This window comes from Collimonas fungivorans (assembly GCF_028292705.1).
GTDB lineage: Bacteria > Pseudomonadota > Gammaproteobacteria > Burkholderiales > Burkholderiaceae_D > Collimonas > Collimonas fungivorans_B.
In genome coordinates this window covers 21,618-42,306 of record NZ_JAQGLV010000193.1, presented here as the reverse complement: position 1 = coordinate 42,306, position 20,689 = coordinate 21,618, and the positions used below count along the sequence as shown (strand labels likewise).

The 20,689-nt window shown below is 59.9% G+C and carries 21 protein-coding genes; 2 read left to right on the top strand and 19 right to left on the bottom strand.

Going from position 1 to position 20,689, the window contains the following annotated elements:
• Positions 1-66: 66 nt before the first annotated feature.
• The 11 genes from hflX to ndk form a co-directional block, all read right to left on the bottom strand.
• Positions 67-1,188: a GTPase HflX gene (gene hflX, locus JWQ61_RS10580; RefSeq protein WP_304360495.1), complete on the bottom strand. Its 1,122-nt coding sequence runs from the start codon at positions 1,186-1,188 to the stop codon at positions 67-69.
• Between the two features lie 42 nt (positions 1,189-1,230).
• The gene (gene hfq, locus JWQ61_RS10575; RefSeq protein ID WP_019141241.1) at positions 1,231-1,467 is read right to left on the bottom strand and encodes an RNA chaperone Hfq; all 237 of its coding nucleotides are present in this window, start codon (positions 1,465-1,467) and stop codon (positions 1,231-1,233) included.
• A gap of 147 nt (positions 1,468-1,614) precedes the next feature.
• A complete protein-coding gene (gene der / locus JWQ61_RS10570; RefSeq protein ID WP_304360494.1) occupies positions 1,615-2,958 on the bottom strand; it encodes a ribosome biogenesis GTPase Der in 1,344 nt (447 codons plus the stop codon).
• A gap of 32 nt (positions 2,959-2,990) precedes the next feature.
• Positions 2,991-4,136 carry an outer membrane protein assembly factor BamB gene (gene bamB / locus JWQ61_RS10565; protein ID WP_304360493.1) on the bottom strand — a complete coding sequence of 382 codons (1,146 nt, stop codon included), beginning with the start codon at positions 4,134-4,136 and terminating at the stop codon, positions 2,991-2,993.
• Between the two features lie 21 nt (positions 4,137-4,157).
• Positions 4,158-4,808: a tetratricopeptide repeat protein gene (locus JWQ61_RS10560; RefSeq protein WP_304360492.1), complete on the bottom strand. Its 651-nt coding sequence runs from the start codon at positions 4,806-4,808 to the stop codon at positions 4,158-4,160.
• Positions 4,809-4,833: 25 nt separating this feature from the next.
• Positions 4,834-6,219 carry a histidine--tRNA ligase gene (hisS, locus tag JWQ61_RS10555; RefSeq protein WP_304360491.1) on the bottom strand — a complete coding sequence of 462 codons (1,386 nt, stop codon included), beginning with the start codon at positions 6,217-6,219 and terminating at the stop codon, positions 4,834-4,836.
• 53 nt (positions 6,220-6,272) lie between these two features.
• The gene (ispG, locus tag JWQ61_RS10550) at positions 6,273-7,550 is read right to left on the bottom strand and encodes a flavodoxin-dependent (E)-4-hydroxy-3-methylbut-2-enyl-diphosphate synthase (protein WP_304360490.1); all 1,278 of its coding nucleotides are present in this window, start codon (positions 7,548-7,550) and stop codon (positions 6,273-6,275) included.
• Between the two features lie 23 nt (positions 7,551-7,573).
• On the bottom strand, positions 7,574-8,524 hold the full coding sequence (locus tag JWQ61_RS10545) for a helix-turn-helix domain-containing protein (protein WP_304360489.1): 951 nt from the start codon (positions 8,522-8,524) through the stop codon (positions 7,574-7,576).
• A complete protein-coding gene (gene pilW / locus JWQ61_RS10540) occupies positions 8,517-9,362 on the bottom strand; it encodes a type IV pilus biogenesis/stability protein PilW (protein WP_304360488.1) in 846 nt (281 codons plus the stop codon). Before pilW ends, JWQ61_RS10545 begins: the two co-directional genes overlap by 8 nt.
• The gene (gene rlmN, locus JWQ61_RS10535) at positions 9,359-10,534 is read right to left on the bottom strand and encodes a 23S rRNA (adenine(2503)-C(2))-methyltransferase RlmN (protein WP_304360487.1); all 1,176 of its coding nucleotides are present in this window, start codon (positions 10,532-10,534) and stop codon (positions 9,359-9,361) included. The genes pilW and rlmN overlap by 4 nt, the downstream gene beginning before the upstream one ends.
• Positions 10,535-10,620: 86 nt before the next feature.
• A complete protein-coding gene (gene ndk / locus JWQ61_RS10530; protein ID WP_014005898.1) occupies positions 10,621-11,028 on the bottom strand; it encodes a nucleoside-diphosphate kinase in 408 nt (135 codons plus the stop codon).
• A 260-nt stretch (positions 11,029-11,288) separates the two neighbouring features.
• On the opposite strand from ndk, the gene JWQ61_RS10525 reads away from it, so the two are divergent.
• The gene (locus tag JWQ61_RS10525; RefSeq protein WP_304360486.1) at positions 11,289-11,984 is read left to right on the top strand and encodes a Bax inhibitor-1/YccA family protein; all 696 of its coding nucleotides are present in this window, start codon (positions 11,289-11,291) and stop codon (positions 11,982-11,984) included.
• A 62-nt stretch (positions 11,985-12,046) separates the two neighbouring features.
• Here JWQ61_RS10525 and rlmD read toward each other — a convergent pair whose 3' ends face one another.
• The 5 genes from rlmD to surE all read right to left on the bottom strand — a co-directional run bounded on the left by rlmD (position 12,047) and on the right by surE (position 17,228).
• Positions 12,047-13,396, bottom strand: coding sequence for a 23S rRNA (uracil(1939)-C(5))-methyltransferase RlmD (rlmD, locus tag JWQ61_RS10520; RefSeq protein WP_304360485.1), 1,350 nt, complete (start codon positions 13,394-13,396; stop codon positions 12,047-12,049).
• A 74-nt stretch (positions 13,397-13,470) separates the two neighbouring features.
• Positions 13,471-14,496: an RNA polymerase sigma factor RpoS gene (gene rpoS / locus JWQ61_RS10515; protein ID WP_183081756.1), complete on the bottom strand. Its 1,026-nt coding sequence runs from the start codon at positions 14,494-14,496 to the stop codon at positions 13,471-13,473.
• On the bottom strand, positions 14,497-15,468 hold the full coding sequence (locus JWQ61_RS10510; RefSeq protein WP_304360484.1) for a peptidoglycan DD-metalloendopeptidase family protein: 972 nt from the start codon (positions 15,466-15,468) through the stop codon (positions 14,497-14,499). It abuts the gene before it with no gap.
• Positions 15,469-15,615: 147 nt separating this feature from the next.
• A complete protein-coding gene (locus tag JWQ61_RS10505) occupies positions 15,616-16,494 on the bottom strand; it encodes a protein-L-isoaspartate(D-aspartate) O-methyltransferase (RefSeq protein WP_304360483.1) in 879 nt (292 codons plus the stop codon).
• Positions 16,491-17,228 carry a 5'/3'-nucleotidase SurE gene (surE, locus tag JWQ61_RS10500; protein WP_304360482.1) on the bottom strand — a complete coding sequence of 246 codons (738 nt, stop codon included), beginning with the start codon at positions 17,226-17,228 and terminating at the stop codon, positions 16,491-16,493. Before surE ends, JWQ61_RS10505 begins: the two co-directional genes overlap by 4 nt.
• A gap of 220 nt (positions 17,229-17,448) precedes the next feature.
• Between surE and JWQ61_RS10495 the strand changes: the two genes are divergently transcribed.
• Positions 17,449-17,946 carry a polyhydroxyalkanoate granule-associated phasin gene (locus JWQ61_RS10495; protein ID WP_304360481.1) on the top strand — a complete coding sequence of 166 codons (498 nt, stop codon included), beginning with the start codon at positions 17,449-17,451 and terminating at the stop codon, positions 17,944-17,946.
• On the opposite strand, the gene JWQ61_RS10490 is transcribed toward JWQ61_RS10495, so the two are convergent.
• From JWQ61_RS10490 to fabG, 3 genes are read right to left on the bottom strand one after another with little or no spacing between them, the layout of a single operon-like run.
• The gene (locus JWQ61_RS10490) at positions 17,943-18,653 is read right to left on the bottom strand and encodes a 4'-phosphopantetheinyl transferase superfamily protein (protein ID WP_304360480.1); all 711 of its coding nucleotides are present in this window, start codon (positions 18,651-18,653) and stop codon (positions 17,943-17,945) included. The two genes, JWQ61_RS10495 and JWQ61_RS10490, sit on opposite strands and share 4 nt — an antisense overlap.
• 12 nt (positions 18,654-18,665) lie before the next feature.
• Positions 18,666-19,910 carry a beta-ketoacyl-ACP synthase gene (locus JWQ61_RS10485; RefSeq protein WP_304360479.1) on the bottom strand — a complete coding sequence of 415 codons (1,245 nt, stop codon included), beginning with the start codon at positions 19,908-19,910 and terminating at the stop codon, positions 18,666-18,668.
• Positions 19,907-20,677, bottom strand: coding sequence for a 3-oxoacyl-ACP reductase FabG (gene fabG, locus JWQ61_RS10480; RefSeq protein ID WP_304360478.1), 771 nt, complete (start codon positions 20,675-20,677; stop codon positions 19,907-19,909). Before fabG ends, JWQ61_RS10485 begins: the two co-directional genes overlap by 4 nt.
• Positions 20,678-20,689: the final 12 nt, after the last annotated feature.

The following is a 20,689-nucleotide window of genomic DNA, read 5'->3' as shown; positions in this document are numbered from 1 at the left end:
TAAAACAAATAGGTTGGAATGCTCGTTAGAGGCGCTTACTTTTGAAACAACGGCTTAACAATGGCTCTACACCTGCTGCTGCGTATTTTCTGCGGCCGGCAACGAATATGCCGCTGCCGGTGGATTGCCAGTCACGAATTCGGCGATGGCCTGCCTTAATAAATCCAGCCCCTGGCCTTTTTGCGCGCTAACAAAAACTCGCTGAATTTTATCATACTCATCACGTTCGACCGCCGGCTCCAGTTCCGCTGCGTCTATCTTGTTCCACACCAGAATCTGCGGAATATGGTCGGCGCCGATTTCTTTCAGCACCAGATTCACCTGCTCGATCTGCTCCATGCGCGCCGGACTTGCCGCATCCACCACATGCAGCAACAGATCGGCATGGATGGTTTCCTCCAGCGTCGCCCGGAATGCGGCCACCAGCTGATGCGGCAGCTCACGGATGAAGCCGACCGTATCGGAAATCACCACACTGCCCGCCTCGCCCAGGTAAACCCGCCTGGACGTGGTGTCCAGCGTAGCGAACAGCTGATCCGCCGCATACACGCCGGCTTTCGCCAGCGCGTTGAACAAGGTCGATTTGCCGGCGTTGGTGTAACCCACCAGCGAAATCGAGATAGTCGCACTGCGCCCGCGTGCGCGCCGTTGCGTTGCATGTTGCCGGTGCAGCTTGTCGAGCCTGGCGCGCAGGGCCTTGACCCGGTCGCCGAGCAAACGGCGGTCGGTTTCCAGCTGGGTTTCACCCGGTCCGCGCAAACCGATACCGCCTTTTTGCCGTTCCAAGTGAGTCCACCCGCGGATCAGCCGCGTCGCCAGATGTTGCAACTGTGCAAGCTCTACCTGCACTTTACCTTCATGGCTTTTGGCTCTTTGGGCAAAGATGTCGAGTATGAGGCTGGTGCGATCCAGCACTCTTACTTTCAGTACACGTTCGAGATTGCGCTGCTGGGCTGGCGACAAGGCGTGGTTGAAAATGACTATTTCAAGTTCATCATCAAATACCGCGTCGGCTATTTCCTGTGCTTTGCCTGAACCGACAAACAAGGCGGCGTCAGGACTGCTGCGCTTGCCGGTGATGGTGACGAGAGGCACCGCGCCGGCTGATTTGGCCAGCAAAGACAGTTCTTCCAGACTTGCGGCAAAGTCGCCTTTGCCGAAGTCCACTCCGACTAGCGCTGCGCGCATGGGTACATTCGTGTAGCTGCGGCCCTCGCCGACAGTGAATAGTTATTCTGCTTCAGATTCAAGATTCAGATTGACAGCGCGTGCAGGAACTACGGTTGAGATGGCGTGTTTGTATACCATTTGGGTAACGGTATTACGCAGTAAAACCACGTATTGATCGAAGGATTCGATATGGCCTTGAAGCTTGATGCCATTGACCAGATAGATAGACACCGGAACATGCTCTTTACGCAAGGCGTTCAAAAACGGGTCTTGTAACAATTGCCCTTTATTACTCATGGCTACTCCACTGTGTTGTTGTGATTAGAAGTCAGATGCAAATTAAAATATAGAACCAATACGATTCTAAGCGAATGACTCGGTGGGTGTTTTACGAATGTAAACGATTTTCGGATTTACTGCTCAGAAAAAAGTGTTTTTAAAAAATTATTTTTCCGGGCGAGCGTATGGATTCCGACTGGATCTGAACTCGATGCGTAATGGAGTCCCAACCAGCGAAAAAGTTTCTCTGAAATGTTTTTCGAGATAACGCTTATAGTTGTCTTCGATCGATTCCAGGGCATTGCCGTGGATCACGACGATAGGCGGATTCATACCGCCCTGGTGGGCATAACGCAGCTTCGGACGGATCGAACCCTTGCGCCGCGGCTGCTGATGCTCTACCGCTTCGATCAGGGCACGCGTCAGCTTTGGCGTAGTCAGGTTGGACATGGCCGCTGCATACGCAGAATCTATCGATTTCATCAACGGCGTAATGCCGGTCGATTTCAGTGCTGAAATAAAATGGAATTTCGCAAATGACAGGAAGTTCAGCTTGCGATCCATGTCCATCTTGATTTCATCGCGGCGGTCGCTGGTCAGGCCATCCCATTTGTTGACGCCGACCACCAGCGCACGCCCGGTCTCCAGCACGAAGCCGGCGATGTGGGCATCCTGTTCGGAAATATCCTGCTGCGCGTCGAGCAGCAGCAAGACCACGTTGGCTTCCGAGATCGACTGCAAAGTCTTGACCACGGAAAACTTTTCGATAGCCTCGAAAACCTTGCCGCGGCGGCGGATGCCCGCGGTATCGATCAAGGTGTATTTCTTGCCGTCGCGTTCGAACGGGATCTCGATCGAGTCGCGCGTGGTGCCCGGCATGTCGAACGCAATCACGCGCTCTTCGCCCAGCAAGGTATTGACCAAGGTCGACTTGCCGACATTCGGACGGCCGACGATGGCGATCTTGACGCCGCGCTCCTTGTCTTCCGGCTCCGGTTCTTCCGACGGACGCTGCGAGAAAGCCAGGTCGAGCGATTCTTCCACCAGGTCAGTCACGCCGTCGCCGTGGGCGGCCGAGATGACGTAGGGATCGCCCATGCCGAGCTCGTAGAATTCGGCGGTGACCGAGGTGTACTTCATGCCTTCGGATTTGTTCACCACCAGCATCACGGAGCGGCCGGATTTGCGCAGAAAATCGGTAATGGTCTTGTCGTGCGGCGTCAGGCCCTGGCGGCCGTCGACAATGAAAATCACGATATCGGCTTCCGCCACCGCCTGCTTGGTCTGCTTCGCCATTTCGTGCATGATGCCTTCTTTGGCAACCGGCTCGAAACCGCCAGTATCGATCACCAGGAACGGGCGTTCGCCGACCCGCCCTTCGCCGTAATGGCGATCGCGAGTCAAGCCGGGCAAATCGGCGACCAAGGCATCGCGTGAACGCGTCAGGCGATTAAACAAGGTCGATTTGCCGACATTGGGACGTCCTACAAGTGCAATTACTGGCTTCATTAAGTTGTTTTCACTCAGTTGTTACTTAGTTGTTACTCTGTCGCGATAGCGATCAGTGTTCCCGATTTTGTTTGAAAAATCACATTGGAGCCTGCCACCACCGGATTGGGCAGGACCGCACTGCTGTCTGCACGAACCCGTGCTATCAGGGCGCCGTCATCGCGCGACAAGAAATGAATATAACCCTCAAAGTCGCCCACGACTACCGCTTTAGGCAGTACTGCCGGGGTCGTCAGCACGCGGTTGGCGAGCTGCTTGTTTTGCCATACTACCGCACCGCTGTCCAAGGTGAATGCCGATACCGCGCCATGCTCGTCGGCGGCATAGATGTTCTTGCCGTCGCTGCCGACGCCGACATCGCTGGAAAACGGCTTGGCCCAGTGCGAAGTGCCGCTGCCGGCGTCGAAGCAGCCGACCCGCCCTTGGTAAGCGACGGCGCAGACTTCACGGCCGACAATCACCGGCATGCCGGAAGCGTCGGCTACCCGCTCCAGCTCGGTGGTGCCGCGCGGATCGCCGATCGCCATTTCCCACCAGGGACCGCCGTTAGTCAGGTTCAACGCTGACAGGCGGCCGCCCGGCAAGGACAGGAAAGTTGCCTGCGGCACAACCAGGATGCCCGGCGCCGAACGCAGGGTCAATGGCGGCAAGGTGCGCAGCACGGCCCAGCGACGTTCGCCGGTTGCTGCATCATAAGCCGCAATCCGGTTGTCCTGGCTGCGTACGATCACCAGGCCCTGGCCTACAGCCGGAGCCGACAGGATTTCGCTGGAAGCTTGCGCCTGCCAGATTTTTTTGCCCTGGCCGTCAAACGCCAGCACAATGCCCTTCTCACCCGCCACCGCAACCGTATTGCCGTCGCTGCCGGCGCCGGCGGTCAGGCGCGTGCCGGCGCTGATGCGCCAGGCAACCGTGCCGTTGGCGGCGTTGATGCGCGTCACGGTGCCGTCAGCCGCTGCCGCAAACACGCTGTCGCCTGCAACCACAGGCGAGAAAGTGAAGATGGCAGCGCTGCCGATCGACTGTTTCCAGACCGGTTGCACCTTGAGGCTTTGGGTGAATTCAACCAATGGCGCAGGCTGGTTGCTTGTCTTCTTGCTACTGAACAAGGAGCAGCCGCCCAATATCAACAACGCACCGGCACAGGCAGCAACAGCTCGCAGAGTCTTCACACGCATATTCTTCCTTTTTCCGAATTATCAGGCCGCGGCTTTGGCTGGAGCTCCGCCAATCGCATCAAGTTTCAATTGAATCAATTCCTTGCCAGGATTCTTGCTTTCCATCTTGTCCAGCGCCAGCTGGTAAGCGGCGCGCGCCTCGTCCAGCTTGTTCTGCGCTACCAGGATGTCACCCTTGCGATCGGCCGCCGCGCTGGCGAAAGGCGCCGGCAGGTCTGCCGCCAGGACTTTCAAGCCGTCGTCATAGGCCTTCTGGTCGAGCAGGATGCCGGCCAGCCGGATCCGGGCCAGCGCCTTGTAGTCTTCGTCGCGGCCATGGTCGACCACCCATTGCAGCTGTTCCTTTGCTGCATTCAGGTCATTGGCGTCAAACGCCACCTTGGCGGCCGACAAGGCCGCCATGCCGGCGTACGCCGTGCGGCCGAATTTCTGCTGGATATCGGCAGCGGCGCGCTGCACCTTGGCGTTGTCCTTGCTCGCCACGGCCTTTTGCTGCTCGTCGTAAAGCTGCGAAGCGTGCAAGGACTGGCTGCGCTGGTAATAATTCCAGCCGGACCAGCCGGCGTAGGCAGCCAGGGCGATAATCAGCACCCAGGTCGTCAGATTGCCGTATTTATTCCACCAATCCTTAAGCGTTGCCAGTTGTTCCTGTTCGTCGAGATCGAATGCCATATGATTTTAGTTTTTAGTGATGAATTTAATGATGATAGTGAACATGTCCATGGTCACCATGGTCGTGGTCATGATCGTCGCCGGCGCCGACGATCTGGTCGACCAGATAATCGCTTACCGCATCGAACGGTACGACACTTTGATTGCCGGTACTAGCTTTTTCAGCATCGCCGTCGCCTTCGGCGCGCAAGGTCTTGACGGTCGCGGTCTGGTTCGCCACTTCGTCTTCGCCGATAATGATGGCGTAGGCTGCGCCGCTGGCGTCAGCACGCTTCATCTGCGACTTGAAGCTGCCGCCGGCATTGGCCGAGGCGCAATGTAGCACAACATCCAGCCCCGCATTGCGCAAACGCTCGGCCAGCACGAACGATTGCAGCTGCGCTGCCTCGCCCTGGTGCACCAGGTACACATCGCATTCGTTGCGCACGGCTTGTTCGCCGTTGGCGCGCATCAGTTCCAGCAAGCGCTCGATGCCCATCGCAAAACCGCAGGCCGGAGTCGGCTTGCCGCCGAACATTTCCACCAGCGGATCGTAACGGCCGCCGCCGCAGACCGTGCCTTGCGAGCCGAGCTGGTCGGTGACCCACTCGAACACGGTGCGGTTGTAGTAATCCATGCCGCGCACCAGGCGCGGGTTGATGGTGAACGGAATATTGTTGTGGTTCAGGATCTTTTGCACGCCTTCGAAGTGCGCCAGCGATTCCGCGCCCAGGTAGGACAGCAGTTGCGGCGCGCCGTTGACCATGTCCTGCATGGCCGGATTCTTGGTGTCCAGGATGCGCAAAGGATTGGTGTGCAAGCGGCGTTGCGCATCGGCGTCCAGCAGTTCCTTGTGCTGCTCGAAATAAGCGATCAGGTCGGCGCGGTGCCGGTTGCGCTCTTCCGCATCGCCGATCGAATTCAGTTGCAGCTTCACGTCCTGCAGGCCGAGGTCGTCCCACAGACGCTGGCACATCATGATCAGCTCGGCGTCGATATCCGGGCCGGTGAAACCAAGCGCTTCAGCGCCGACCTGGTGGAACTGGCGGTAACGGCCGCGTTGCGGACGCTCGTGGCGGAACATCGGGCCGCTGTACCAGAGCCGCTTGGGGCCGTCGTAAGTCAGGTTGTGTTCGATCGCCGCACGCACCACGCCGGCGGTGCTTTCCGGACGCAGGGTCAGGTTGTCGCCGTTCATCGAATCGGTGAACGAATACATTTCCTTTTCGACGATGTCGGTCACGGCGCCGAGGCCGCGCGCAAACAAGGCGGTAGGTTCGACGATAGGCGTGCGGATTTTCTGGAAGCCGTAGCTCTTCAGCACCGATTCCACGGTGTTTTCAAACAATTCCCACAAGGCGGCATCGGCCGGCAGGATATCGTTCATACCTTTTACGCCGACGATTTTTTCGGCTTTCTTATTTTCAGACATTCTTTTTCAATGCACCAGTAGTGGTCAATTTTTATGGTTGATATTTATTCGGATCAGGCCGCTGCCTGGCCATAATGGCTCTTCACGTAATCCAGCACCACCGCCTGGAACTCTTCGGCGATCCGTTCGCCGCGCAGCGTCAGTTTTTTCTCGCCGTCGATGAACACCGGCGCCGCCGGCGATTCGCCGGTGCCCGGCAGGCTGATGCCGATATTCGCATGCTTCGATTCGCCCGGGCCGTTCACGATACAGCCCATCACCGCCACATTCATGCCTTCGACGCCGGGATAAGCTTTTTTCCAGACCGGCATCTGGTCGCGCAGATAGGTCTGGATCTTGTCCGCCAGGTCCTGGAACACGGTCGAGGTGGTGCGGCCGCAACCAGGGCAGGCAATCACCATCGGCGCGAACTTGCGCAAGCCCATGGTTTGCAGAATCTCCTGGCCGACGATCACTTCCCGCGTGCGGTCGCCGCCCGGTTCCGGTGTCAGCGAAATCCTTATGGTGTCGCCTATGCCTTCCTGCAGCAGCACCGACAAGGCCGCGGTCGAAGCCACGATGCCCTTGCTGCCCATGCCGGCTTCCGTCAGCCCCAGGTGCAGCGGGTAGTCGCAGCGCCGCGCCAGTTCGCGGTACACCGCAATCAGGTCCTGCACGCCCGACACCTTGCACGACAGGATGATGCGGTCGGCCGCCAGGCCCAGTTCTTCCGCGCGCTGCGCATTCTCTATCGCCGAAGTCACCAGCGCTTCATACATCACCGCCTGCGCCGGCCATGGCTGGCTGCGCAAGGCGTTCTCATCCATGATGCGCGCCAGCAGGGCCTGGTCCAGGCTGCCCCAGTTGACGCCGATGCGGACCGGCTTGTCGTACCTGCAGGCGGCCTCGATCATCTGCGCATACTGGGTGTCGCGCTTGGCGCCCTTGCCGACGTTGCCCGGATTGATACGGTATTTCGACAAAGCCTGGGCGCACTCGGGAAAATCGTTCAACAAAGTATGGCCGTTGTAGTGGAAATCCCCCACCAGCGGCACATCAACCCCCATCTTGTCCAGCTGTTCGCGAATCGCCGGCACGGCCGCAGCCGCTTCCGGATTGTTCACGGTAATGCGCACCAGCTCGGAACCGGCGCGCGCCAGGTCCTTGATCTGGATCGCGGTGCCGATCGCGTCAGCGGTATCGGTATTGGTCATCGATTGCACCACCACCGGCGCGCCGCCGCCGACCATGATCTTGCGTTCGCCATAGCTGATCGTCGCGCCGCGGCTAAGGCGGCGCACGCTGGGGCCTGAGCCTATCGGTAAATTCGTCGGCAAATTCGTCTGCGGCATGGGACTCTCTCTTTCCATCACGCTTATTTCAGGTTCAATCTGGCCACATTGGTTTTCGACCCGGCCTTCAAGTCCACCGGTGCGCCGCGCAGCGTCGCGTCGACGCCGGCAAGATTGCCGATGATGACATTGACCGGCTGCGACATATCGACTGTTTCCGTACTGCCGGCCTTGGCCAGGCGCGAGAGTAGCACGGTGTTGTCGGCGCGCTTGATTTCGACCCATGAATCCTGGCGGAAGTTCAGGCTCAGCTCGCCGCCGCCGGCCGTCGCCGGATTCGCCATTGGCGTGTTGGCCGGCACGGCATTGACGCCGACTTCGGACACCGGTGCTGCACTCGCGGCAGGAGCCGCGGTCAAGGCGGCATTGGCCGCAGCATCCGCGGACTGTGTCTCGGCGGCGGCAGGCAAACCGGCCTTGTCTTCGGCGCTGGCTGCGCTGTCCGCACTTGACGCGGCGGATTTTTCAGCCAGCGACTGCAGCGTATTCTGCACCACCGGCAACACGTCCAGCCGTATCGCCACCGCCAGCAGCAACAGCAGCACGGCCAGCACCACCAGCCATTTATAGGCAAATTTATTGCGCCCCATCAAACTGAAGCGGGACTCCGAGAAAGGCGTCGACAACGGGCTGCCATGCACCACGCTGACTGTCGCTTGCGCCGCTGCCGGCGGCGCGATGGTCGCCAGCAAGGCGGCCGCATCCAGGCCCAGCAATTTTGCGTAGGAACGGATGAAACCGCGCGTCATCACCATCGTCGGCAGTGCGGCGTAGTTATCGTGTTCCATGGCGTCGATCTGGCGCGGCGCCAGCTTCAGGTGGCTGGCCACGTCCTGCACCGACCAGCCCAGTTCTTCGCGCCTGCCGCCCAGTTGTGCGCCCAGCGAAAGCGGTTCGGCGCTGGCGGTTGCGGGAGTGACGCTATCCTCGCCGGGATCGGCATCGGTGATTTTCAGCTGTTCAGGCTCACTCATTAAACGCCCCGCGCTGATAAGCTGCGAATTCCGGGGAGCCGCCGAAACGACGGCGCAATTGCGTCACCAAACTTGCCTCTGCCGCTGTGTCACCCAACTTTCGCTCCACTTTGATAGCTGTCCACAATGCTTCCGCATTCTGCACATCGGTTTTTAATACGAGGCCGATATAAAACCGGGCCCGTTCATAATCGTTGCGGTCATACGCCAGCTGCGCCAGCTTGGCGTTGGTCAGAGGATTGCTGGCGTCGAACTGGAACGCCTGCGACAGGTAGCGCTGCGCCGCCACGGTATCGTTGAATTTGAGGCTGCAGACGCCGGCGTTGGTCAGCGCTTTTGCCGGAGACTGGTAATTGCGGCTTTTCAGCGCCGTCTCGAAATGCACGATCGATTCCTTGGCGCGGCCGTTCTGGCACAGGAACCAGCCATAGTTGTTGGCGTAGTCCGGATTGTTCGGCGACAGCCGCAGGGCGCGCTGGAAATTGTCGTCGGCCAGGCGGTTTTCCGACATGCCCATGTAGATCAGTCCACGCACGCTATAAGCGTCGGCCAGTTCAGGATCTGCCGCCAGAGCCTGCTTGATCTCGTCCAGCGCTACTTCCAGCTGGTGCTGCTCGTAATAACCGACCGCCAGCTGCAAACGGATGCCGGCGCGGCGCTGCGCTTCGGTCTGGTCCGAACTGGTAGCCAGTTCGCGACGCGAACCACCCTCGCTGTCGCTGCTGCTGAGCGGCGGGCTGGTGCAAGCACTCAAGCCGGCCAACAGCGACAACGCGGCCGCGGCGAACACCAGCCGGCCTTGCCAGCTCCCGAGCTTGCTACTTGCTTTTTCTATCACTGAGACACCTCGATGATACGGCCAAAGTTCTTTCCGAATTTCTGCTGATATTCGGTCATTTTCTGCATGCGTTCCTGCACCCGCGTCCGGTCCTGCACTTCGCCGGCGAGCTGGCCGCAGGCGGCGTCGATATCGTCGCCGCGCGTCTTGCGCACGGTGGTGACGATGCCGGCGTCCATCAGGATCTGGGCGAAAGCCTTGATGCGCGGATTGTTCGAGCGCTTCAATCCCGATTCAGGGAAAGGATTGAACGGGATCAGGTTGAATTTGCAAGGCACGGCCGGCCCGCCTGCGTGGCCCTGAACCAGGGCGATCAGCTCGCGGGCGTGGGCATCGGTATCGTTGACCCCGTCCAGCATGCAATATTCGAAGGTAATGAAATCGCGCGGCGCAAATTCCAGGTAGCGCTTGCAGGCAGCCATCAGGTCGCGCAGCGGATATTTCTTGTTGAGCGGCACCAGGCCGTCGCGCAAGGTGTCGTTGGAGGCATGCAGCGATACCGCCATCGCTACCGCACAGTCTTGGGACAGCTTGTCGATCATCGGCACCACGCCGCTGGTGGACAAGGTCACGCGGCGGCGCGACAGGCCGTAGGCGTTATCGTCCAGCATCAGCTTGAGCGCGGTCACGGTCGGTTCGTAGTTCAGCAAGGGTTCGCCCATGCCCATCATCACCACGTTGGTGATCTGGCGTTCGCCTTTATGGCCCGGTTCGATACCCTTGGACTTGCGCAGTTCAAACTCGGCCATCCACAACTGGCCGATGATTTCACCGACTGTCAGGTTGCGGCTGAAACCTTGCTTGCCGGTGGAACAGAAGCGGCAATTCACCGCGCAGCCGGCCTGGGTCGAAATGCACAGGGTGCCGCGGTTCTCTTCGGGAATGAACACCGTCTCCACCGCATTGCCCTGGCCGACATCGAGCAGCCACTTGCGAGTGCCGTCGGTCGAGATGTGATCGCTGATCACGGCAGGAGCGGCGATCATTGCCCGCGTCGCCAGCTTGTCACGCAATGACTTGGCCAAATCGGTCATTGCATCGAAATCGTGTGCGCCGAATTGATGAATCCAGCGCAGCAGTTGTTTTGCGCGGAACGGCTTCTCACCCAACTCGCCGCAGTAAGCGGTCAGTTGTGCGGGATCCAGATCCAGCAGGTTGGTGAGAGCAGTCATGGCATTTCCAATTCAAGATAATTGCAGGACAGGGTCGCCGTGCGGCGTTTTTCCCTGCCCCCAACTATGCAAAGCATTTAAAACAATTACGCCGGGAAGAAATAGGCGATTTCAACTTTCGCCGCTTCCACTGCGTCCGAACCGTGCACTGCGTTAGCGTCGATCGAGTCAGCGAAGTCAGCACGGATAGTGCCTTTTTCTGCCTTCTTAGGATCGGTTGCGCCCATCAGGTCGCGGTGCTTCAGTACTGCGTTTTCGCCTTCCAGCGCTTGGATCATCACTGGGCCGGAGATCATGAAATCGACCAGGTCCTTGAAGAAAGGACGCTCGCGGTGAACCGCGTAGAAACCTTCAGCTTCTGCGCGCGACAGGTGCGTCATGCGGGCAGCAACGATTTTCAGGCCAGCGTTTTCAAAACGGGTGTAAATTTGACCGATTACGTTCTTTGCCACTGCGTCCGGTTTGATAATCGACAGGGTGCGTTCAATTGCCATCTGAAAAACTCCAATAAAATGAAAGGGTTAAGCTGCTTATTTAAATGACTGGTTAATAGTTCAATCAACCTTTGATTTTAACACGAAACACCCATGTAGAATCGTCAAAACCAGCCAAAACGCAAGCTGCATGCCATAGAAAAGTCGTAAAAAACGCCGGAGAACCACTTTGCGGCGTTGTTGTCTCATGTAATGATGTTGAAGTTAGATGCTATGATCGCAATAGTTTAGTACTTTTGCAATTTCCAAAGGAGTCCCTGATGAACCCGAATCTGCAACCGACCTACTCGCCCGGCAGCACCGCGCTGAGCGCTCAGCACCGTGTGCTGCGCAACACGTACTGGCTGCTGGCCCTGTCCATGCTGCCGACGATTGCGGGCGCCTGGCTGGGAGTACAGATGGACTTCAGTTTCTTCAGAAACAGTCCGCTGATCGGCTTCATGGCGTTCATGGCCGTGGCATTTGGTTTCTTTTATGCAATTGAAAAGACCAAGAACACCGGCTGGGGCGTATTGCTGCTGCTCGGCTTCACCTTCTTCATGGGCCTGATGCTGTCGCGCCTGATCGGCCATACGCTGGTCGGCTTCTCCAACGGCGCCACGCTGATCATGATGGCTTTCGGCGGCACCGCCAGCGTGTTTGTGGTCATGGCAAGCATTGCCACGGTCAGCAAGCGCGATTTCTCGAACATGGGCAAATGGCTGTTCGCCGGCGTCGTGGTGCTGCTGCTGGCATCGCTGGCCAATGTTTTCCTGCAGATCCCGGCGCTTTACCTGGCGGTATCGGTGATCGCCATCGCGATTTTCTCGGCCTACATCCTGTATGACGTGCAGCGCATCATCAACGGCGGCGAAACCAATTACATCTCGGCAACGCTGAGCCTGTACCTGGATGTCTACAACATCTTTGTCAACCTGCTGTCGCTGCTGGGGATTTTCGGCGGCAACCGGAACTAGGCAGCGCCAGGTACAAAAAAACCGGCCTTCTGGCCGGTTTTTTTATTGTCGAGCGAACCGCATCAAGGCAGGTCGAACACCGCAATCGATTCCACATGCGCCGTATGCGGGAACATGTTCACCACCCCGGCCTGGCTCAGGCGATAACCGCCCGCGATCAGCAGACCGGCGTCGCGCGCCAGGGTCGACGGGTTGCAGGAAACGTACACGATCCGCTTCGGCATCAATGCCGGGTCGATTGCCGCCAAGCCGACCAGGGCTTCGCACACGGCCGCCGCACCGTCGCGCGGCGGGTCGATCAGCATCCGCTCAAACTTGCCCAGCGCGACAAAATCCTCGGCGCTCGCCTCAAACAGGTTGCGGCAATGAAAAGTGGTTTTAGCCGATAACTGGTTGACCGCGGCGTTCTCGCCGGCGCGGTTGATCAGGGCCTGGCTGCCTTCGATGCCGACCACCTGCTGCGCCTGGGTAGCCAGCGGCAAGGTGAAATTCCCCAGGCCGCAAAACAGGTCGGCGACCCGCTCATGCGGCTGCACATCCAGCAAGCGCAAGGCGCGCGCCACCAGCACCCGGTTGATCTGATGGTTCACCTGGGTGAAATCGGTGGGCTTGAAAGGCATGCGCACGCCGAATTCCGGCAAGGTGTAATACAGCTCGCCCTGCGCCGGATAAAACGGATAGGCGCTGTCGGGGCCGGCAGTCTGCAGCCACCAGTTCACCTGGTATTGGTCGGCAAACGCCTTCAGCTTGATTTCATCGTCGGCCGTCGGCGCCGCCATGATGCGCAACACCAGCGCGGTGACCTTGCCTTGCGGCCCCTCGCCCACCGCCAGTTCGATCTGCGGAATGTGGTCGATCAGGCTTAGCGAACCGATCAGGTGGCGCAGCGGCACCAGCATCGCCGATACGTTCGCCGGCAATATGTCGCAGGTTTTCATGTCGGTGATGAAAGAGGATTTCCTCTCGTGGAAACCGACCAGCACGCCGCCCTTTTTCGGCACGTTGCGCACCGAAATGCGGGCGCGGTAGCGATAACCCCAGGTCGGCCCGTAAATCGGCCGCAGCATCGATTCAGCCTTGACCTTGCCGATATGCCACAGGTTGTCTTCCAGCACGCGCTGCTTGATCGCCACCTGCGCCGTCGGCTCCAGGTGCTGCATGGCGCAGCCGCCGCACATGCCGAATACCGGGCACTGCGGCTTGACCCGCAACACCGATTCCTTGTGCAAGGCGGTCATGGTGGCCGCTTCCCATTTCGGCTTCTTGCGGTACGACAGGAAACTTACACGCTCGCCCGGCAAGGCGCCTTCGACAAAAATGACCTTGCCCTGGCTGCCGTCTTCATTTTGCAGATGGCCGATGCCGCGCGCATCCATGTCGAGGGATTTGATATCGATAGTATCTTGTTGCATAGGAAACAGTTATTCATCGCCGGGGCGATAGCTGAAGGAAATGGTGCGAGATTATAGCGCCAGCCGGCGCAGGTTTAAAGAAAGGAGTCTTTGCCGACGCCTTTGGCGCCCAGCAGGCGTTTCAGCTTGAGCAGCGCCTCCTGCTGGATCTGCCGCACCCGCTCGCGGGTGACGCCGATTTCGGCCGCCAGTTCTTCCAGCGTCGAAGGGTCGTCGTTGTCCAGGCCGAAACGGCGCATGATGACGTTGCGCTGCTTGTCGGTCAGCTTTTCCAGCCAGACCCGCACCAGGATCGACATTTCCTGCTGTTCGGCGCGCGAATCGGGATTTTCCTCGGTCGCGCTCGGCAGCAGGTCCATCAGGCTGGCCAGCGGATCCTGGTCCAGCGGCGCATCCAGCGACGCCGCGTGCTCGGACAAGGCCAGCACATCCTGCACGTCTTCCACCGGCCGGTCGACCAGGTGGGCGATATCTTCGGCGCTGGCGTCCTTGCCGTCGTGATGCTGCGCTTCCAGGTGGTATTTGGCGCGCAGGATCTGGTTCAGCTCGCGCACCATGTGCACCGGCAGGCGCACGGTGCGCGCCTGGTTCATGATGGCGCGTTCAATGCTCTGGCGTATCCACCAGGTGGCGTAGGTAGAGAAACGGAAGCCGCGTTCGGGCTCGAACTTGTCGATCGCCCGCATCAGGCCGAGATTGCCTTCTTCGATCAGGTCAAGCAAGGCGACGCCGCGGTTGATGTAGTGCTTGGCGATCGAGACCACCAGCCGCAGGTTATGCTCGATCATTTTCTGGCGGGCTTCGAAATTGCCTTGTTTCGCCAGGGTGGCGAAATGCACTTCTTCGGTCACCGACAGCAGCGGCCGGGTGCCGATCTGGTTCAGGTAGTGCTGCGTGGTGTCGGTCGACAGTTCGGCGGCCAGGACTTTCTTCAGTTCCTCGACGCCGTCGACCACCACCACCACGCCATCGACCACGACCTCATCGTCGACGTCCTGCTCGGCGGCGACAGCATCAACATCCTCTTGCCCGTCATCGGCAATCCGCTCCGATGCATCGTCAAGCTCGTCATCCTGATGATCTGTCGGCCGTTTGCTCATTTATCGACTAGGTAAGAATTTCGATGGATCCACAGGTTTGCCTTGCTGGCGGATTTCAAAATGCAGCTTGACCGCATCGCTGTCCGAATTACCCATTTCGGCAATTTTCTGGCCCTTGCTCACCGTCTGCCCCTCTTTCACCAGGATGGTCTTATTATGCGCGTAAGCGGACAACAAGTTGCTGGTATGTTTGATGATAACCAGATTACCGTAGCCGCGAATGCCGCTGCCGGCATACATCACCTTGCCGCCGGCCGCGGCGACCACATTCTGCCCGGCCTTGCCGGCAATATCGATGCCTTTCTTGCCCTGGTCGAAAGAGCCGACCTGCTTGCCTTCGGCCGGCCACATCCAGTCGACCTTGTCTTCATCGCCGCTTGCCGGCGCCGCTGTCGAGGCGGTGCTGCCGGCAGCTGCAGCTGGCGCCGCCACGGCCGGCGTTGCCGCCGGTTTCGGTGTCTCGCTGGATGGCCCGGCATCGGGCTTCTGCAATTCAGCCAATGCGCTGTCGGAATACGGACGCTTGTCGCCGCGCGGTCCGTTCTTGTTGCCGCCGCTGGCGACAGCCGCAGCTGACGGCGCGGTGCCCAGGGAGCGCACCTCGACTCCCGAGCCGGTCGCTACATTGCCGATCTGGGCGCCGCCGGCCGGTCCTGAACCGCTGTCAGGAGGCTGCACCCGCAGCACCTGGCCGACCTTGATGTCGTTGGCGTTGTCCAGCTTGTTCCAGGCCACGATATCGCGATAGCTCTGGCCGAATTCAAGTGCGATCCGGTACAGGGTGTCGCCCTGCTTCACGGTATAAGAACCGCGTCCTTCAGCGCCCCGCGGCGTTTCGGGCGCAGCCGCGGTAGCTACCGCGCCGCTGCCGCCAGCCCGCCGCTCGACTACCGGCGCGGGGGTGCGCGGAGTGGTACATGCGGCGAGCGTGCCTACCATTAATCCCAAAGCTATAAAGCGAGTTTTCTTCATTCTCATTACGTTAATTAGTATGTGCGACGTGGTCGCTGATTATTCGTCAATTGATTCGTCAATTTGTTTGCCAACTTGCTTGCTAACTTATTCGTCAATTCGTTGCCGGACACAACAGGCGATCCGGCGCTGCTCAAACCGCACTGTTCAAACCGTTCCTGCACGCAAAGGCACAAAATGACAGTCTTCCAGTGTGGTGCTGGTCCAATCAAATTTACTGGTGCGCTGGATGAGCTGCAGTACCTGGTGACGGGCGCCGACCGGAGCCACCAGGCGGCCGCCGATCGTCATCTGGTCCAGTAATGCTTGCGGTACTTCGAGGCCGGCTGCAGCCAGGATGATACCGTCGAAAGGCGCTACCTGCGGCAGCCCAAGCATACCATCTCCGTAATGCAAACGGATGTTGCCGATCCGCAGCGGACGCAAGTTGCTTCTCGCCAGTTCGTGCAAGGGCTTGATCCGCTCTATCGAATAGACTTCCTTCGCCACCAGGGACAGCACCGCTGCCTGGTAACCGCAGCCGGTGCCGATTTCCAGCACCCGGTTCAAGACGCCGCCGTGCTGGTTGTCGCGCATGATCTCTATCATGCGCGCCACGATATAAGGCTGCGAAATGGTCTGGTGGTGGCCGATCGGCAGCGAAGCATCGATGTATGCCTGGCTCGACATGCCCGGCTCCATGAACATGTGGCGCGGCACCGCTTCCATCGCTGCCAGTACCTTGGCGTCGCTGACGCCCTGCCTGGCGACCCGGTCCACCATGGCTTTGCGCACGCCGTCGGACACCATGGAGCCTGAACGGTCGACATGGCTTGCGCTCTGTGCCGGCCGCGCCATCGTCTTGCTGGCCGGCGCCAAAGGCGGCGCGCCGGCGCCAGTGCGCGGTGTCGGCCGGGAGTTCTCCCAGGCGGCATTTTTTGTTGCCGTCTGCGGCGTGGCTACGCTGCGCTTGCTCTGGTCCGTGCCGGGTTTCTTGTCGACGAGCGACGACAGCGTCAACGGAAATCGCTTGGCCTTCTCGGTCATGACAAATCTTTCCTCAGCGCGGCCAGTTGCGCCGCATGGGTCAGATCTATCTGCAGGGGAGTAATCGAGACATGGCCGTTGGCGGTCGCATGGAAATCGGTGCCCTCGCCGGCATCGCGCGCCGCGCCCGGCGGCCCGATCCAGTATATGTCGCGGCCGTGCGGGTCCTTGTCCTTGATGACCGCTTCCGATTCATGCCGCTTTCCCAGACGGGTCGCCACCATCGGTTTCAGCTGGTCGTAAGGCAGGTTGGGAATATTCACGTTCAGCAGGTAGGGCTGCGGCAGGTTGCCGAAGCGGCGCTCGACGATTTCGCGCGCCACCATGGCCGCCGTCTCCAGCTCGTCCCAGCCTTTGTGCAGTTGCGAAAAAGCGATGGCGGGAATGCCGAACAGGAAACCTTCGGTGGCCGCAGCCACGGTGCCGGAATACAGCGTGTCGTCGCCCATGTTCTGGCCTTGGTTAATCCCGGACACGATCAGATCCGGCCGAAAATTCAGCAAGCCGGTCAGGGCAATGTGCACACAGTCTGACGGTGTTCCATTGACAAAATAGAAACCGTTTTCGGCGCGTTGCACCGATAGAGGGCGATCCAGAGTCAGCGAATTGGAGGAGCCGGAGCGATTGCTGTCGGGGGCTACCACCACGATTTCGGCTATCGGCGCCAGTGCATCTGCCAAGGCGATGATGCCCGGCGCCAGGTAACCATCATCGTTGCTGATCAAAATTTTCATATCTGGATTTTACCCGAAGCAATGTTACTCATTTATGAAGATTTTGGAATTTTACCGAAGTAGCTCTTAAAGACACTTTAGCTGGCAATTTAGTTGCTCTTTCTCTATGAAAACAAGGCAATTGCAAAATTATGTTGCAGCGCCACATAAAAGCCACAGCGATTGCGTAAAAAGAGGTATTGTTAGCGCTATCAAGGCCATTTGGTCTTAAGGAGTCACCATGAAGTCGTACCGAGTCCGCAACACCACTGTCGCCAGTCCTTTGAGCGCCTGGACCGACCTGCTGTTCAAAACCGGGGAAATGATGAGCGCCTCCGCCCAGGTGATCGGCCACCGCACCGCCCGCATGGCCCTGGCCGGACCGGCGCCGAGCCAGAGCGACCGCAATGAATTCAACCTGATGAGCCAGGAAAAAATGGAAGTTGCCGCCGAATCGGCGCATGCCATGGCGATCCGCATGATGAGCTTGCATCAGGACGTGGCCAGGCTGGCGATCCAGCACATGCTGGACGGCACCGCCAACCTGCTGTCGGTGGCCAGCAGCAGCAGCCTGCACCAGTCCGGGCACCGCCAGAGCAAGCTGGCGCACGACACCATGCGCAACTCGGCGGAAGCCGTGTCGCAGCTGAACACGTCGCTGGCGCATATTGCGCAAACCGGCCTGCAGCCGATTCATGCCCGTGCAACCGCCAACGCAAAGCGCCTGAAGAAACTCTAAGGCAGCTGGCTGTCCAGCTGCAGCGTCCAGGCCGACGGCGCGGCGCCAAGCAGGCAAATCCGCGCTACCGACTGCAAACGCTCGCGACTGCACAGGGTAATGACCAGGCCCTGCTGCGTCCACGTCCGCGCATGCCAATCCGGCCCCGAACGCAAACGCACCCCTGCGGCCACATGCTCCGGCGATGGACTACCGTCCCCCTGAACCGACATCAATTTAAACAGCGCCTCTTTGCTGCTCCACAAGGCATAGAAGTCCGCCGCTTTATCCTCGGCAGGACGACTCGACAGCCAGTCACTTTCCTCTTCCGAAAAAGCGGCGCGAGCGATGGCGTCCACATCGCGCTCGGTATCGAGCATCTCGGCATCGAGGCCCAGCGCGGTATCGACACTGGCGGCGCAAGCCACCCAGCCGCGGCTATGCGACAAACTGAAGAAAGGAAGCGCGGCGCCGGCGACCGGCAGTTGCACCAATGGCGCCTGGTTCTTACGCTCGGCGATCTGCACCGCTTCAAGCGTGACGCCGGCCAGGCGCGCAACGGCAAAGCGCAGCAATATCCGTCCCAGCAAAAATTCGCGCTGGCGCAGCGGCCGCAAAAACCGCCGGTAACGCAGCAATTCCGACTCGCCTAGACAGGCAAGAAAACGATCGCGCTCATCGTCCGCCAGCTGGCTGGCGTTGTACAGCAGGATGAACGCGGACCGCATGGCTTAAGGGCCTTAATCCAGGCGTTTGAAAATCAATGAGGTATTGATGCCGCCGAACGCAAAATTATTCGACATGAAATACTCGCATTGCAAGCTGCGTCCTTCGTCGACAATGTAGTCCAGCTCGGCGCACAGCGGGTCCAGCTGCTTCAGGTTGATGGTTGGCGCGAACCAGCCGGAACGCATCATTTCGATGCCGATCCAGGCTTCCAGGGCGCCGCATGCGCCCAGCGTGTGGCCAGTGTAACTCTTCAGCGAACTGATCGGCGTGTGCCGCGCGAACACCGCGGCGGTGGCATGAGATTCGGCGATGTCGCCCTGCTCGGTGCCGGTGCCATGGGCGTTGATGTAGCCGATAGCGCTTGCCGGCAAGGCGGCGTCGGCCAGCGCCAGCGTCATCGCGACCTGCATGGTGTCGGCGTTCGGATGGGTGACGTGGCAGCCGTCGCTGTTGGTGCCGAAGCCTACGATTTCGGCGTACATCTTTGCGCCCCGGGCGCGCGCATGGTCGAAATCTTCCAGGATCAGGCTGCCTGCGCCCTCGCCAATCACCAGGCCGTCGCGGCTGCTGTCGAACGGGCTGGGCGTCAGGGCCGGCGTGTCGTTGCGCACGCTGGTGGCGAACAGGGTGTCGAATACCGCCGCTTCGGTCGCGCACAGTTCCTCGGCGCCGCCGGCAACCATGATTGCCTGGCGGCCGCTGCGAATGGCTTCATAGGCGTAGCCGATGCCCTGGCTGCCGGAAGTACAGGCGCTGGAAGTGGTGATCACGCGCCCGGTAATGCCGAAAAACACGCCGATATTGACCGGCGCCGTGTGCGCCATCATCTTGATATAGGTGGTGGCGTTGATGCCGCGCGTGCTGCGTTCATCCATCATCCGGCCGAAATCGCCGATCGCCTTCGGCGTACCGGCAGACGAACCGTAGGCGACTCCGCAGGCGCCGCTTTTCAGCACTGGATCGTCAAGCAGGCCGGCATCGGCCAGCGCCAGTTCGCTGGCGCGGGTCGCCATCAAGGCTACCCGTCCCATGCTGCGCATGGTCTTGCGGGTATAACGGTCGGACAAGGCGAACTCGGCGGCGGGAGCTCCCAGCTGTGTGTTCAGGCCGTCGTAACCGGCCCAGTCCTCCATCCGCACTATGGCGTTGCGATAACTGCCGAGGTGGGTGCGGATGGCGTCCCAGTCGTTGCCGATCGGGCTGATGCCGGCCATGCCGGTCACCACTACCCGCCGTTCTGTCAGCGTACGCGTCATGCCATGCCTCCGTTGACCGAAATCACCTGGCGCGTGATGTAGGCAGCATCGGCGTGCATCAGGAAGGCCACCGTCGCCGCCACTTCTTCCGGCTTGCCGACCCGGCGCGCCGGAATCAGCTTGAGCGCTTCGTCCAGCGGCACCTCGCTGATCATGTCGGTTTCGATCAGGCCGGGAGCGACGCAGTTAACCGTGATGTTGCGCTTGGCCAGCTCGATCGCCAGCGCCTTGGTGGCGCCGATGATCCCGGCCTTGGCAGCGCTGTAGTTGACCTGGCCGCGGTTGCCTATCAGGCCCGACACCGAAGCCAGGGTGACGATGCGGCCAGGCGCGCGCCGCTGCACCATCGGCATTACCAGCGGATTGAGCACGTTGTAGAAACCGTCCAGGTTGGTCTTCAGCACCAGGTCCCAATCCTCGCCCGGCATGGCAGGGAAAGCGTTATCGCGCGCCACCCCGGCATTGCACACCACGCCGTAATAACAGGCGTGCTGCTCGACATCCGCCAGCAACGCAGCGGCGCTGGCCTGGCGGTCGCCTATGTCGAACTGCAGGACGCGCGCCTGCACTCCCAGTTCGCGCACCGTCTGCGCCACGGCATCGGCTGCCGCGCGCTGCTGGTGGCAATGCAAGACGATATCGTAGCCCTCGCGCGCCAGCCGCAATGCAATCGCCTTGCCGATGCCGCGGCTGGAGCCGGTGACCAGCACGCTCTGGTTCAGGCGGGCAGCCGGCGCTGCCTGGCTCACTTCCAACCTCGATTCCAAGCTCGTTTCCAA